This window comes from Frankia torreyi (assembly GCF_000948395.1).
GTDB classification, from domain to species: Bacteria; Actinomycetota; Actinomycetes; order Frankiales; family Frankiaceae; genus Frankia; species Frankia torreyi.
In genome coordinates this window covers 12,758-26,795 of sequence record NZ_JYFN01000058.1, presented here as the reverse complement: position 1 = coordinate 26,795, position 14,038 = coordinate 12,758, and the positions used below count along the sequence as shown (strand labels likewise).

The 14,038-nt window shown below is 72.7% G+C and carries 15 protein-coding genes, 1 pseudogene and 1 CRISPR repeat array; of the genes and pseudogenes, 7 read left to right on the top strand and 9 right to left on the bottom strand.

The genetic code is table 11. From position 1 onward, the window contains the following. Window positions 1-324 precede the first annotated feature (324 nt). On the bottom strand, window positions 325-729 hold the full coding sequence (locus FF36_RS25295; protein WP_044887676.1) for a PPOX class F420-dependent oxidoreductase: 405 nt from the start codon (window positions 727-729) through the stop codon (window positions 325-327). A gap of 417 nt (window positions 730-1,146) precedes the next feature. Between FF36_RS25295 and FF36_RS25290 the strand changes: the two genes are divergently transcribed. After that, the gene (locus FF36_RS25290) at window positions 1,147-1,707 is read left to right on the top strand and encodes an Lsr2 family protein (protein ID WP_044887675.1); all 561 of its coding nucleotides are present in this window, start codon (window positions 1,147-1,149) and stop codon (window positions 1,705-1,707) included. A gap of 61 nt (window positions 1,708-1,768) precedes the next feature. On the opposite strand, the gene FF36_RS25285 is transcribed toward FF36_RS25290, so the two are convergent. Both FF36_RS25285 and FF36_RS25280 read right to left on the bottom strand, forming a co-directional pair. After that, the gene (locus FF36_RS25285; RefSeq protein ID WP_044887674.1) at window positions 1,769-2,125 is read right to left on the bottom strand and encodes a group I truncated hemoglobin; all 357 of its coding nucleotides are present in this window, start codon (window positions 2,123-2,125) and stop codon (window positions 1,769-1,771) included. 232 nt (window positions 2,126-2,357) lie between these two features. After that, on the bottom strand, window positions 2,358-2,897 hold the full coding sequence (locus FF36_RS25280) for a DUF488 domain-containing protein (RefSeq protein WP_236706132.1): 540 nt from the start codon (window positions 2,895-2,897) through the stop codon (window positions 2,358-2,360). A 94-nt stretch (window positions 2,898-2,991) separates the two neighbouring features. Between FF36_RS25280 and FF36_RS25275 the strand changes: the two genes are divergently transcribed. Next, window positions 2,992-3,909, top strand: a complete 918-nt coding sequence (locus FF36_RS25275; protein WP_199865496.1) for an NAD(P)-dependent oxidoreductase — start codon at window positions 2,992-2,994, stop codon at window positions 3,907-3,909. A gap of 37 nt (window positions 3,910-3,946) precedes the next feature. Here the strand turns inward: FF36_RS25275 and FF36_RS25270 are convergent, their stop codons facing one another. The 4 genes from FF36_RS25270 to FF36_RS25255 form a co-directional block, all read right to left on the bottom strand. Further along, entirely contained in the window at window positions 3,947-4,993 is a 1,047-nt protein-coding gene (locus FF36_RS25270) for a hypothetical protein (RefSeq protein WP_044887673.1), read from the bottom strand. Between the two features lie 6 nt (window positions 4,994-4,999). Beyond that, window positions 5,000-6,106 (bottom strand): hypothetical protein, encoded by a 1,107-nt coding sequence (locus FF36_RS25265; protein WP_052681425.1) that lies wholly within the window; start codon window positions 6,104-6,106, stop codon window positions 5,000-5,002. Between the two features lie 133 nt (window positions 6,107-6,239). Next, complete coding sequence (locus FF36_RS25260) at window positions 6,240-7,289, bottom strand: alpha/beta hydrolase (RefSeq protein WP_044887672.1); 1,050 nt, start codon at window positions 7,287-7,289, stop codon at window positions 6,240-6,242. A gap of 142 nt (window positions 7,290-7,431) precedes the next feature. Further along, the gene (locus tag FF36_RS25255) at window positions 7,432-7,887 is read right to left on the bottom strand and encodes a MarR family winged helix-turn-helix transcriptional regulator (RefSeq protein ID WP_242419603.1); all 456 of its coding nucleotides are present in this window, start codon (window positions 7,885-7,887) and stop codon (window positions 7,432-7,434) included. Between the two features lie 190 nt (window positions 7,888-8,077). Between FF36_RS25255 and FF36_RS25250 the strand changes: the two genes are divergently transcribed. Beyond that, window positions 8,078-8,752 carry an SDR family NAD(P)-dependent oxidoreductase gene (locus FF36_RS25250; RefSeq protein ID WP_044887671.1) on the top strand — a complete coding sequence of 225 codons (675 nt, stop codon included), beginning with the start codon at window positions 8,078-8,080 and terminating at the stop codon, window positions 8,750-8,752. A 239-nt stretch (window positions 8,753-8,991) separates the two neighbouring features. Here FF36_RS25250 and FF36_RS25240 read toward each other — a convergent pair whose 3' ends face one another. Further along, window positions 8,992-9,987, bottom strand: a complete 996-nt coding sequence (locus tag FF36_RS25240; RefSeq protein WP_044887670.1) for a DsbA family oxidoreductase — start codon at window positions 9,985-9,987, stop codon at window positions 8,992-8,994. Here FF36_RS25240 and FF36_RS41165 point away from each other — a divergent pair. Next, window positions 9,986-10,214 (top strand): annotated as a pseudogene (locus FF36_RS41165) (TetR/AcrR family transcriptional regulator); the annotation flags it as partial. The gene FF36_RS25240 and the pseudogene FF36_RS41165 sit on opposite strands and share 2 nt — an antisense overlap. Before the next feature lies 1 nt (window position 10,215). Next, window positions 10,216-10,714: TetR-like C-terminal domain-containing protein (locus FF36_RS41160; protein WP_422615113.1), on the top strand; the 499-nt coding region annotated here is incomplete at its 5' end. Here the strand turns inward: FF36_RS41160 and FF36_RS25230 are convergent. After that, entirely contained in the window at window positions 10,704-11,942 is a 1,239-nt protein-coding gene (locus tag FF36_RS25230; RefSeq protein ID WP_044887669.1) for an ABC transporter substrate-binding protein, read from the bottom strand. The genes FF36_RS41160 and FF36_RS25230 overlap by 11 nt on opposite strands. Window positions 11,943-12,404: 462 nt before the next feature. Here FF36_RS25230 and FF36_RS25225 point away from each other — a divergent pair, with 462 nt between their 5' ends. Together FF36_RS25225 and FF36_RS25220 are read left to right on the top strand one after the other, a co-directional pair. Beyond that, window positions 12,405-12,848 carry an NUDIX hydrolase gene (locus FF36_RS25225; protein WP_082122212.1) on the top strand — a complete coding sequence of 148 codons (444 nt, stop codon included), beginning with the start codon at window positions 12,405-12,407 and terminating at the stop codon, window positions 12,846-12,848. Window positions 12,849-12,950: 102 nt separating this feature from the next. After that, window positions 12,951-13,415 (top strand): DUF1707 domain-containing protein, encoded by a 465-nt coding sequence (locus tag FF36_RS25220; protein WP_044887667.1) that lies wholly within the window; start codon window positions 12,951-12,953, stop codon window positions 13,413-13,415. Between the two features lie 223 nt (window positions 13,416-13,638). Beyond that, window positions 13,639-14,033: a CRISPR direct-repeat array (repeat unit 28 nt; unit sequence GGAAGATCCCCGCGCGTGCGGGGACGAC). Window positions 14,034-14,038 lie beyond the last annotated feature (5 nt).

Sequence of the window (14,038 nt, the reverse complement as noted above, 5' to 3'; positions counted from 1 at the left end):
CGAGGACGACGAGGAGATCATTCGGTCCGGCCGTTTCGACGAGGCCGTCTTCCTTCGTTACGAGTGGGAGCTGTCCTGCACGGGCGCGGAGTACCTCGACGTCCTGCGCACCTATTCGGGACATCGCGCCCTGGAACCCGCCGCCCGACGCGGGCTGCTGCGCTGTATCGCCGACCTGATCGAGCGTGACTATCGGGGCAGCATCACCAAGCGCTATCTCACGGAGTTGCGGGTGGCGCGCCGCCGGAAGTGACCCCGCGCGGCAGCCGGACGAGCGGAGGATCGCAGGATCGGCCGCCGGGCGGAGGTCTGCGGGCTGCTCGCTCAGCCGAGGACGACGACGCGCCGCGGATGCAGCACGGCGGTGGTCCGCTCGGAGTCCAGGACGCTGAACCGGGCGAAGTCGACGCTGTACCGGTCGGTGATGCGGTGCAGGACGGTCTTGTCCGGGTCGGGCACGAGCTCGACGTCGGCGCGGATCTCCAGGGTGCGTCCCGAGTTGGCGGGGTCGACCAGGAACAGGGTGGCCACCGGGTTCCGGCGCAGGTTCACCAGCTTCCGCCGGGTACTGATCATCGATACCTTGACCGTGGGTCCGTCGGGCAGATACCAGACCGCGGTCGCCTGCGGCCGGCCGTCGGCGCCGATCGTGACGAAGACGGCGGTCAGGGGAGAGTCGAGCAGGTCGCGGTGGGAGGCCGGAAACTCGGCCGTCTCGGGTGTGCTCACCCCTGTATGCCTACCCGCTCGGCCCACCACGTCGGACGGCGGGTCCCGGCCAGCGGGGTCCCTCGGCGGGTTCCTCGGGACTCCGCTCCCCAGATCCGGCGCAGCCCTCGCGCGGGGCTTCCCTCCCCGACGTTCCCGGCGACGCGCCGCCGGCCGATCGGCGGCCATCCGGCCGGCACGCGACCGCCGGGCGGGACGATGCCACATTCAGGCGCGCTCCACACAATATTTATCGGGCATAGGTCTGCCGTATGCACCCATAGTGAATGACCCGGGCGGCCGGCGAACTCGGTCGAATCCGGTCGGCACCGCGCGCGAGGCCGCGGAGATGCACGGTTTGCCAGGCACCTGCGACCCCACTAAGCTGCCATCAAAGCCCCAATAGCGGGCACCCGGACAAGGAATGAGGCGACCTTGATGGCGCGCGAGGTAATTTCACTCATAAATGTGTGGTGCGACAACGTCGGCCGCCACGCCCAGGACAGGGTCGCCGCGACACAGACGGCGGCTCTGGCGTATGACGGAAGGCTCGTCCGGCTGGACCTGTGCGACGAATGCCGCGACGAGGTGGCGTCCGTGCTCGGCGAATACGCGGAATACGGTGAGACGGTCGACGTCGCCCGTAACACCAAGATCGACACGGCGTGGACGGCGGTGGAGCAGAACGACGCCATCACCGCCACGGAGGCCACGGGCGAGGGCCGCCGTCCAACGCCCGTCCGCACGAAGGCCCGTCGCCCCCACCAGAGCACAACCGTCAGCGAGGTCCGCGCATGGCTGCGAGACCACGCCGACGAGCACGGGCTGACCGTGCCGGAACGGGGGCCGCGGCTGTCCAGCGAGCTCAAGGCCGCCTACGACCGGGGGCACGGCTGGGACCAGATCGACGGAGCCTGGCGCCCGGCGCCGCCCGCGGCCGACACAGAGGCTGCGGCTGGTAGGGAAACCGCGGGCACCGAGCACCCCGGCCGGGACTGACCGGCGGTGGTTTCTCCGCCCGGTCTGCCCGCGGCACCCCTGTTCCGCCCTGGACCGGCCGCTACGAGGCGGTCACGATGTCGCCACGCAGCGGGCCGAGAACCGCGGCGATCTTGCCTGCGGCCTCGGCCGGGACGCCGGCGCTGGCGAAGGCCGCGAGCAGGTGGGCCACCACACCGTCGAACTGGGCGTCGGCGACCCCGAGGGAGGCGTGGACCTGGGACATCGCGTCGCCCTGGTAGATCTCGGGACCGCCGAGCGCCGCGCCGATGAACTCCCGCTGGCTCGCCTTGAGGCTGGCCAGGTCCCGGCCCTCGAAGAACCGGACGAGGTCCGGGTCGGCCAGCACCCGGACGTAGAACTCGTCAACCGCGGCCTTCACGGCCTTCGCGCCACCAATATCCTGGTAGATACTCATCAGAGATCTCCCTTTCGCAGGAGTGGCCCGATCCGAGATCGGTGACCACGATTTGCCGCATGGCTGCGCCGCTTACTATCCGACGGGTTCACTGAACCCCAGGAGAATCCCTCGACCCCAGGGCCGGATGGTCACGCGGCGAAGAAGGACGGCAGGCCGAAACGGGTCGCCCGGCTCCTTCCGCCGGTTCGTCGGGACACGCTTCCCCCGCTGGTTACTGCAGGGAACCCCGTCACTGGGCGAACAGGGTGCCGGCGTCGTAGACGAGGAGACCGTCGTCGCGCCGGCGCACGCCGGCGGTCGGGCGGTGCGGGTCGAGGCGGCCGTCGTGGTGCAGGTGGGACACCTGGCCGCAGCGGGCGAGCGTGACGAAGTCGGCGATCATCCGGCGGTGGCAACGCCACCATAGCGTCTCCGCGCACATCACCGCCGTGCGGATCGTCGCCGCCTCGGCGAGCAGCTCATCGACCGCCCCGCCGAATGCGGCCGAGCGCATCCAGGCCGCGTAGCCGGCGAACGACCGGTTCACCAGCGCGACATCCGGGGAGTCCGCCGGGGCCCGGCGCCGGCCGCCCAGGCGTGGCTCCCAGCGGTACCGCACCCCGGCCGCGGGCAGCCACCGCTCGATGTTGCCCCGCGCCACCTGCGGGTTGTGCCGGCTCCCCGGCGCCGACCGCACATCCACCAGCAGCGCGACGCCCGCCTCGCGCAGAAGCCCGGCCAGCCGGTCCGCGGCCAGCGTGCCATGGCCGACGGAGAGCAGCACCGGCACCGGATCCACCCTCCCGGTGTACCCGCCAGGGCGGGGCCTCCGGACGTCGGGATAGCGGATGATGGCGTCGACGCCCCGTCGGTGCGAGCCGGGCATGCCGACAGGGGGCAGGCGGGCCCGTCGACGACGAGAGGTGCAGAAGAACATGGTCGAACAGATGTCGCCAGCGGACGCAGCGGGGTCGGGGGCCTTATCCCCCGTCGGGTTCGTCGGGGCCGGTTCCATGGGGGCACCGATGATCGAACGCCTGCTCGCGGCCGACGTGCCTGTGCACCTGTATGCCCGCCGGGCCGAGGTCCGGGCCAGGTTCGCCGGGCTGGGCGCGGTCGTCGAGCCCTCGCTGGCCGCGGTGGCCGCCGCGGCCGAGGTGCTGATCGTGTGCCCCTTCTCCGCGATCCAGCTCGCCGAGATCGTCGGCGGGCCGGACGGTCTGCTCGCCCACGCCACGCCCGGCTCCGTCGTCGTACAGCACGCCACCGTGCCGACTGCGGCCATCCGACAGCTCGCCGCGGACGCGGCCACGCGCGACGTCACCGTGCTCGACGCCCCGATCAGCGGAACGTCCGCGACCATCCTCGCCGGCCGGCTCACCGTGCTGATCGGCGGGACCGCCGCGGCGGCCGACCGCGTCGAGCCGCTGCTGGCCGCCTACGCCTCGACGATCGTGCGGACCGGCGAGGTCGGCTCCGCCACCACCGTCAAGCTCATCAACAACCTGACCTTCGCGGCGCACGCCCAGACCGCGGCCGCCGCCGTCCAGCTCGGCGAGAAGCTCGGCATCCGCAGCGGCGACCTGCTCACCGCCATCACCGCCTGCAGTGCCGACAGCGCGGTGTTCCGTCACCTGCAGGCCATCGGGGGCGTCGAGGAGTTCCTCGCCATGGCCGGCCCGTACCTGCGCAAGGACGTGGCCGCGGTGGAGGAGGTCACCGCCGCGCTCGGCCTCGACACCGGCATCCTCGGCGAGGTCGTGCAGTCCGGCCCCCTGCCGCTGACCGCCTCCCGCCTGTAGGCCGACCGGCCGACCGGCGGCCATCCTGCGATGGCGCTCAGGCCGGGTGGAAGGTCACCGCGACGGGGCGGGCGCCGCGGGGGTCGTCCGTGCGGCGGGCGAGGTCACGGTCGAAGACCCGCCCGACGGAGTTGCCGGCCAGATCCTCCAGGACCGGGTCGACGACGAGGCGGTGCGGGCCGGGCGCCCAGCCGTGCCGCGGGGCCAGCCGCCACGACCGCTCCTCGGCGCCGACGTCCGCGACGCCGTCGACGGGCCGGCCCTCGGGCCCGACGACGCGCAGGCAGCGGGCGACCAGGCCGTGGTCGAGCGAGCGGCCGAACCCGACCTGAAGCGGTGCGGTGGTGCCGATGGGCGGAACGCGCAGGGTCCAGGCGTGCGGGTCGACGTGGCGGCGTTCGTCGTCGCCGACCTGGTAGCGCCGCTCGGCCCCGGCCCGCAGCCGGCGGCCGCGGGCGTCGCGGAACCCGTCGTCGACCACCAGCCGGAACGGTGCGCCGGACCGCAGCGGGTAGCCAGCCTCGCGGTGCGGGGCGAGACCCCGCTTGATCCGCGCCGGGTCGAGCAGGACGGTGAGCCGGCGCCGGCCGGCGTCCCACAGCTCCTGCTCGGTTGCCAACAGCGCCCCGGCCAGGACGTCGCCGTCATCGTCGACGAGCCGCACGTGGCCCGCCGCCTGGCCCTCGCTCATCGGCGCGCTGAACCAGAGGTAGCCGCGCAGCAGGTTACGTGGCACCGTCGCCGCGCTCGGGTGGATCGCGAGCACCTCGGTGGTGGCCGCGTCGTCGGCGCCGGCGCGGGTCAGCTCGGCCACGACGGCACCGTCGACGGTGACGACGTACGCGGTGCCGTCGAGGAAGGGGAACCGCGGCAGGAAGCAGGTGTCGGGGCCGTCGCGCAGCAGCCGCCCGGCCGTCGGCGGGGCGGTGCCGAGCGCCACGGCGGTGGCCGGGTGGATCCGCACCTGCACAGCCGGCCCCGCCAGCCCGGCCAGTCCGGCCAGTCCGGCCAGTCCGGCCAGCCGGATGCAGTCCGCCCCGCCGTGCCGCGACCACGACACGGCGACCCCGCCACGGTCGGCCACCCCGGTCTACAGAGAGGCGGACTTCAGCGAGCGCAGGTGCCGGCGCCCGTCGGGGTCGGTCTGCAGGGCCAGCACGTGCTCGCCGTCGAGGTTCGCGAGCCTGGTGATGCCCTGCAGATCCGCGGTCTCCCGCGGCACCCCGACCGGCTCGGTGGGCTCGGTCAGCGGGGCCTGGGCGTCGATGTCGCGACGAGCGATCTTGATCAGGCCATGTGAGGTGTTCGCGACGAGCAGGTACTCCTCGCCGCCCTGGACGAAGGAGACCATGTCCAGCGGCTGGTTCATCGCGCCGAGCTCGGCCACGGTGCGCCCGACCACTTTGGTACCCGGGGCCAGCTCGGCCAGCGGGAAGTGCACGACCGGCGTGCAGGTGTAGCTGGCGAGGATGGCGCGGCCGCCGTCGAAGGGCACGAACGTGCGGATCGGCGCCGCCGTCTCCCACTTGCCGTGCGAGACGTGGAAGATCTCCAGATTGTTGCCCGCCGCATCGGCGCCGTCCGTGAACGGGAACGGGATCCGCCGCAGCTTGGAGGAGAACTCCTCGTTGGACAGCCCGGCGACCAGCAGCGCCCCGTCCACATACGCGATGTCGGTGACCGTCGCGGTGCGGATCGGGCGGCGCAGGATGCGGATCGTGCGGGAGCCGACCGTGATCTGTTCGCCCTCGTCGCCGAGGGGCAGGATGACGTCGACGCGCTCGTCGTCGGGGGCCGGGGCGTCGGCGATCGTCACCGACGCGACCGGGACGTCGGTGAGCGGCACGTCGCTGATCGAGGCGTCCGCCCGGTCGATGCGCACCAGCACCGCCTGAGCCTGCTCGCCGTGCCCGCGCTGGACCGACAGATAGATGTTGCCCGAGTCGGGGTGGACGGCGAGGTCGCGGATGGAGATGTCGGCCGCGTCGCCGCCCAGCAGAGAGCCGACCCGCGCGTCGACGTCGGTCAGGTCGAACGGTCCCGACCCGGCCGTGCGGCCGCCCGGGTCGGCGACGTCGACCGCGTAAACGGTCGCCGCCGCGTTGTCGGCGAGGAACAGGATCCCCGCCGGGCCGAAGGTGATCGGGCCCGCCGAGCCGAGCTCCGCCCGGCCGACCCGCAGTCCGTATTCGGTCACGTTGATCTCCTCGATCTCGTCGGGTCGGGATGGGACGTCGGCGCCACCTTCACAACCTTGTCCACCGGCGAACTGTTCCATCGACGTCGTGCTACGGGCGTGCTACGGGCGTACTGCGAGCGTGCTACGGGCGTCAGGCGGCGGTCAGCAGGCGCCGAAGCCAGTTCAGGCGGGCGGCGGCGCACTCCTGGGAGATCCGTGCCTGCGGCGCGAACAGGGTGAAGCCGTGGAAGCCGCCGGGCCAGACGTGCAGCTCCGTCTGCACCCCGGCCCGCAGCAGGCGGGTGGCGTAGTCGATGTCCTCGTCGCGGAACGTCTCGGCGGAGCCGACGTCGACGAACGCCGGCGGCAGGCCGGTCAGGTCGCCGGCCCGCGCCGGCGCCGCGTAGGGGGAGACGTCCGGTCCGCCGGCGCCGTCGCCGAGCAGGGCCGTCCAGCCCGTCCGGTTCGACGTGCCGTCCCAGACCCCGAGCCCGGCCATCTGCGCGGTGGACGCCGTGCCGCCGCGGTCGTCGAGCATCGGGCACATCAGGAGCTGGCCGGCCAGCGCCGGGCCGCCGCGGTCACGGGCGAGCAGCGCGATCGCCGCCGCGAGTCCGCCACCGGCGCTGGTGCCCGCGACAACGACCCGCCCGGAGTCCACGCCCAGCTCGCCGGCATGCGCGGCCGTCCACAGCAGGCCCGCGTAGCAGTCCTCGACCGGCGCCGGGTGCGGGTGCTCCGGAGCCAGCCGGTACTCGACCGAGACGACGACCAGGTGCAGGGCCTCGGCCCAGTCGAGGATCTCCGTCACCCCGGCCCGGTTGTCGCCCATAATCATGCCGCCGCCGTGGACGTGGTAGACGACTGCCGCCGGCGTGCCGGACGCCGTCGGCCGGCAGACCAGCAGCCCGACCTCGGGCGCTCCGGGCGGGCCGGGCACCGAGAGCTCCTGCACCGTGAACGCGCCGTCGCGGTGGAGCTGCTCGTCGGGAACGGACGGCGCCACCGAGGCGGCCCGTAACCGCGGCAGCATTTCGGGGGTGATCGACGGGGTGAGGAACTTCGCGAGCGGCTCGAGGGCCGCGGCCAGCTCCGGGTCGAACGGCGGCGGCGGGCCGACGGTGGCGGCGGCAGGTGCGGCAGGTGCGGCAGGTGCGGCAGGTGCGGCAGGTGACGAGAGCGGTGGATTGCTGACGGTCATAGGTTCTCCTGCTCACCGGATGGGATGCCGGCATCCGAGCCGGCGGGCACAGACGGTCAGGACCACCGTACGCAGTAGGCGCGGCAGGCGCGGCACTTCTGCCACCGCCCGAACTCCGGCTGGCCGGCCGGAGTTCGGGCCCTCACAGGCAGGGGCCGGACGCGGCCGTGGAGTCCGCGAGCCGGGTGAGCAACGCGCGCAGCAGGCTCTGCTCGTCCGGGCTGAACGCGGCGAGCAGCCGGGTCTCGGCCTCGTCGCGGGCCGCGGCGATGCGCGCCTGCAGCCGCCGGCCCGCCACGGTGACCTCGGGAATGCGGGCGCGCCGATCGCGCGGGTCGAGGCGGCGGATGACGAGCTCGTCGCCTTCGAGCCGGTCCAGCAGCGACGTCAGCGTGGTCTTGTCGACGCCGAGCTCCCGGCCGAGCTGGAGCTGGGTGCGGCCGCCCTCGACGCCGAGCGCGGTCAGCACGATCCAGTCGCGCACGCCGGCCAGGCCGTGCCCGCGGGCGACCATGTCGAGCTCCCCCCGCATGCGCGCGGCCGCCCGGTTCAACAGCCAGGTGAGATCCGCGGGCTGCGACTCGGCAGCCCGGCCCACAGCAGGCTCCACCGACGGTTCCACCGGCAGTTTCGCGGAGGGAGGCGACGGCGTGGGCACGGATGTGATCCTAACGGATACCGTCCACGGCAAGACGTTCCCATCTCAGACGTTCCGAGCTCGGAGCATCCGCTACAGTGGCCGCGGCTCCCCACGCCGCACCGCTTTCCACGACGCAAGGAGAAGCCTCATGCCGACCATCGCCATCGTCGGGGCCGGGCCCGGGCTCGGGCTGTCCATCGCGCGCCGCTTCGGCCGGGAGGGCTTCGCCGTCGCGCTGCTGTCCCGCAACCAGGCGACGCTCGACGACCTCGCCGGCCAGCTCACCCGGGACGGCATCACGGCGGCCGGGTTCGCCGCCGATGTCCTCGACCGGCCGTCCCTCGTCGACGCGCTCACCCGCGTCGAGGCGCAGCTCGGCCCGATCGACGTGCTGGAGTACTCCCCCGCGCCGGCCGGGCGGCAGAACGCCCTGAACCCGATCGTCGAGGCACTCGACGTGACGGTGGAAAGCATCCAGCCGGAGATCGAGTACTACGTGTACGGGGCGGTCACCGCGATCCAGCACGTGCTGCCCGGCATGCTCGAACGCGGCACCGGAACGCTGCTGGTCACCACCGGGGCGTCGTCCGCGCTGGTCTTTCCCCGGATGGGCAACATCGGCATCGCGACCGCCGGGCTGCGCAACTGGGTGTTGGCGCTGAACGCCTCCCTCGCCGACAAGGGCGTGTACGCCGCCCACGTGCCGCTCGCGACCTTCATCGGCCGCGGCGGCCCCGAGACCCAGCCGGACACGATCGCCGAGATCTACTGGGAGCTGTACACCAAGCGCGACCAGGCCGAACGGCTCTACTCGACCCTCTGAACCCTGTCCTCCGAGCTCAGCCGAGGGTCCAGCCCGGGCAGTCGACGTAGCGCTCGCCCTTGTCGATGAGGTGCGACGCGGACAGACGNCCGATGNCCGGCCGNCCGCNAAANAANCCCNCCCGCCGCTGTGCCGCATCGGCGACCACGGGACGCGCCGCGCAGGCGAACTGGACTCGCTGGCGGTCCACGGCCCATGCCGCAGCCGGCCGCATCAGGCACGTGTCGCGAAGGCGACCGTCAACCCATCGTCGTTGACGATGGTGCCAGCGCGGCGGCCAGGCGCAGGTGCGCGGCGCCCTCCGGTCCGCCGGCGCTCTGGCGCTGCAGTGTGCGGCCCAGCAGCTGGTGGACGTAGGGATCGTCGGGAGTTTCGTCGACCAGCGCCTCCAGCAGGTGTCGGGCCCGGCCGAGCTGCGCGGAGGCATAGCAGGCGCGGGCGGCGAGCAGACGTACCCCACGGTCGTCGCCGTGCTCGGCCAGCAGCGGGCCGAGCAGCGTGAGCGCGCCGAGCGGATCACGCAGCTCCAGCAACGACTCGGCGTGGCGGTAGCGGCGGACCTCCGCCGGCGTTTCCCGTGCCGGCTCCGCCGCCCGACCGGCGCGCCGCAGGAACTCCGCGATCACCTGGGGAAGCTGCGCCCCGGCCATCGCCCGCTCCCCCACGAGGATCGTCGGAGATGTCGTCACGCCCCGCGCCCTGCCCTCCAGCAGCAGATCCCGGACGGCGTCCCGGCCCGCGTCGCCGGCGAGCAGGCCGGCACCGGCCGGAAAGCCGCTGGCGGCCGCAAGAGCCCCCAGGACCGCGCGGTCGCTGATGTCGGCGGCCTCGACGAAGTGCGCCCGCAGCACCGCCTCGACGACGGCGTCCTGCAACGACGAACCGCCGTGGTCGTAGGCGAGGGAGACGAGGCGATGGGCGTCGGTCGGGTCGACCCGCCAGGCGGCGCCCCACGGCGGCCCCAGCCCGACCTCGGCGGCGACCCGTGCCGCCCGCTCTCCGCCCCCCACGGGCGACGCGTCGGGGACGTACCAGCTCAGCGCGCCGGCCACGACCGGATCACGCAGCGCCTGCGCCAACGGCTCGGCCGCAGCCGGCGCCGTGGGGTCGATCCGAAACGGCCGCCACACCACGTCCACGTCCTCGCCCGACCAGTCGGCCAGCGTCCGCTCGAGGCGGCGCTTGCCGATGTAGGCCCAGGCGCACACCACGTCGGCCCAGATCTCGACTCGCATGGATGGCATGCTAAGCGACAGCCATCGATTAGTCGACAGGTGTCGTACAAGCGACGGCTGTCGTACGGTGATGCGCGTGAACGTCAACGACCCGCGGGCCCGCCGCACCCGGGCCTACCTGCGGTCGGCCTTCCTGGAACTCGCCGCGGAACGCAGCCTGGCAGCCATCACGATCTCCGAGGTCGCCCGGCGCGCGGAGATCAACCGGGCCACCATCTACCTGCACTNCCCCGATCTGGACGCGCTCGCCGCCGACGCGATGGGCGACGCCGTCGCCACCGTCACCCGCCTCGCCGGGCTCTGCCCACTCGACGCCCCGCCCGAGTCGGCCCCGGCCCCACTGGTCGACCTGTTCACCCATATCGCCGAGCACGCACCGCTGTATGCGCGGGCGCTCGGCGCCGAGGGCAATGCGTCGCTCGCGGTCCGTCTACGCGAGGAGCTGGCCGCAGCACTGCTCGCCCGCTTCACCGTCGGCGCCCGGCCCGCGGTCTCGGCCGGCGTGCCGCCCGAGCTGCACGCCGCCTACCTCGCCGGCGCGCTGCTCGGCGTCGTCGCGCAGTGGATCGGCGCGGACCTGCCCGGCTCGGCCGCCGACGCGGCGAACGCGACCTGGCGGCTGATGGCCGCCACCCGACCGGCGACCGCGCCGATCGAGCCGACCGCGCCGACCGCGCCGGCGCCGGCACCTGAGCCGGATGGGGCTGATCGTGCTGTCAGGGGCTGAGCTCGTGGCCGCAGAGGTTCGGCTCCACCACGACGTACCCGTTGCCGGCCGGGTTGGCCTGGACGAAGGAATAGCACGTGGTGGGGCGGGCGGCGCCGGCTCGGAAACTGATCGTGCTGATCAGCCCGTCGGCGTCGTAACTGTTCACCGCGCGCAGTCCGTCGATGAATCCCTGCCGGGTCGGGCAGCTCCCGGCGAGTTGCAGACCGCGCAGGAAGATGTCGGCGCTGATGTAGGAGATCACCGCGATGTCCTGCTCGGGCTGGGCGACCTGCGGAGCGAACTGGCGCATCGCCGCGAGATAGGCGTTGATCCCCGGTCCGCCGATCTCGAAAGGCTTGTAGAACACCGGCACGGAGATTCCCGCCGCCTGCGGACCGACGGCACGCAGCAATGCGTGGTCGTACCCGTTGGCGGACAGGACGACCTTCGGGTTGTGGCCTGCGTTGCGCAGCACGGTCAGGACTGCGACGAGGTCCTTCGGTTCGATGATGCCGACGATGGTGTCCGCGCGGGCGGCGACGATCCGCCGGGCGACCGCCACCGGATCGTCGACGCCCGTGGTGAAGGTGACCGCGCCCAGGACCTGGACGCCGGCCGCCGCCAGGCTGCGCGCGTATGTCGAGGCGGTGGTGGAGATGCCCGCAGACAGCGCGGTCTGCAGGATCACCGCGCGGCTGCCTCCCTGGTCCCGGACGAACCGGCCCTGGGTGTCGACGGCCGAGTCGGTGGCCGTGGTGGCGGCGAACATGTTCCGGTCCTGCGACCAGACCTGCTCCGAGGCCAGGCCCGTCACCGGGACGCCCTGCTGGGCGAGGTAGCCGGCGCTGCCCGACGCCGCGACGGACAGTTCGACGACGCCGAAGACCCGCCGCTGGTCGACGAGGTCGCGCGCGGCGATGCCGTTCGTCAGCGGCGAGCCCTGGTCGTCGCGCCACTGGTAGACGACGCGGCGCCCGTTGACCCCGCCGGCGGCGTTCACCGCCCCGAGCCGCGCGTCGATCCCCGCCCGAGCCGCCTCGAAGATCGGCGAGACCGGCCCCGAGTCCGGGTACAGCACGCCGAGATCGATCCGGTCGTCGCTCACCCCCGGGCTGGCGCAGGCCGCGACCGACGACGTGTCACCCGGTCCGCATCCCACGAGCGTGACCCCCGCAACGGCAAGCGCGGTGACGACCGCCCAGGCGCGCGGGCAGCGGCGGGTGGATGTCCGGTGGCGCGAGAACACGAGAACCCCTGAACGGCCGTCGTGACAGAAGAGGAGGCGACCCGAAAACGCGGTGGAGGGCCTGGCTTGCCACACCAATCACGAGGTGACAATCCGCGGGTCGATCAGAAAGACAGAGACCGGAGCGAACCATACCAAGTCACCGTCATCATGATGCCGCCGCCTGCACACGGCGGGCGCACACTCACCAATCAGGGAGAAGATACGCCAGAAACGTCGAATTCCCGTTCCCCGCCATTCATCCGCCGGCCACCGGGTCGTTCTCCGGCCGCCCCTCCAAGCAGCGGCGGCCTGCAATTCAACCATCCATTGCTTCGGCTGTCCCGACTTTCCGACAACACGTGATCACCGTTACAGCCAGAGCCGTCCGGCCTGGTCGCCGCGCCGCCGTGGACGGCGGATAGCGTCGAGCGGGTGGTCGGAAGCGAGCGGTACGCGGTCCGCGATGAGTATCGGACGCCCGTGGATGTGCTGCTGTTGGTGCTGCGCGAGGGCCGGCTGCTGCTGACTCGGCGGGCAGGCGACATCTACGGCAGCGGGTGGTGGGCGCTGCCCAGCGGACGTCTCGAGCCGGACGAGGACGTGGTGACCGCGGCCGTCCGCGAGCTGGACGAGGAGCTGGGACTCCGGGTCGAGGAGGACGACGTCGTCTTCGTCGGCGTCACCCATGCCCTGCCCCCGGACAGCGGCGCCCGGATCGGCTTCGGCTTCCTCGTCGCCCGGTGGGCGGGTGAACCGACCATCCGGGAGCCCGAGCTGTGTTCGGAGCTGCAGTGGTCCGCGCCCGCCGAGCTGCCGGAGCGGACACTGCCCTACACCAGAGAGATCGTCCGCCTGTATGTGCAGGGCGAGCACTTCTCCCGCCCCGGTTGGCCGCCGAGCACCCCGCCCCGCCCGGCGGGCTGAGAAGCAGACCACCGGCAGCCTGCTCGGCTGCACCTGCAGCGAAGCAGGGACATCCGACATACCGTGGATATGGGTGGTGCAACCTCCAGCGGAGGAGCGGCGATGACGGACGACGCACGGGATCTCGGCACCTCGAAGAACGGACCGGACGGCGCTGTACGGGCCAGCGACGCGGACCGGACGCGCACCGCCGACTGGCTTGCCTGGGCTGCGGGAACCGGGCAGCTCACCCTGGACGAGGCGGATGAGCGGCTGGCCCACGCCTACGCGGCCCGCACCCTCGACGAGCTCGCCTCGCTCACGGCGGACCTGCAGCCCAGGCCGCAACCCGCCGCGCCGCCGGCACAGCGTCCCGGCCTGCGCGATCGACTGCACGGGCTCGACCTGGCCGGTCCGCCGCATGCCGTGATCCCGGTCGCGATCCTCGCCCTTTTCCTCGTTCTGCCGGTCCTGACGCACGGCGCGATGTGGTTCCCCTGGCCCCTCATCATCGTCGGGATGATCGCCGGCAAGGCGCACCACCGCCATCACCACGCACCGGGACCTCACCGACGTCGGGACCACTGAGTATCCCGTCGCTCTGACGGATCCGGCCGCCGAGTGTTCGCCGGAAGATTCCCGCGCATGCGGGGACGACACGCTCGGCAATCTTCCCGCATTCCTGGACGAGGGAAGATCCCTGCGCCTGCGGATACGACGGCCCGGTGCACCGCGATGACTCTGTGGAGCGGAGAAGATCCCCGCGCGTGCGGGACGACCAGATCGTCGCCGGGGAGGGTGGTGATGTCCAGAGAAGATCCCCACGCGTACGGGGACGACTGAAGGGTGACCCGCTTGCCGGAGTGCAGGCCCGGAAGATCCCCGCGCGTACGGGGACGACTCGCTCTGGCGCGACCAGGTCGCGGCGCCCGTGGGAAGATCCCCGCGCATGCGGGGACGACACGACGCCACGTGGGCGGAGGTCGTCGACGCCGGGAAGATCCCCGCGCGTGCGGGGACGACCCCGACGGTGCGGCTCCCATATAGCCCATGTCCGGAAGATCCCCGCGCGTGCGGGGACGACTAGGCGATTCGGGTTCGGATCGTGTCCCGCAGGGGAAGATCCCCGCGCGTGCGGGGACGACCGTTGGACGTACTGGGCACCGCCGTGCACTGGGGGAAGATCCCCGCGCGTGCGGGGACGACACCGC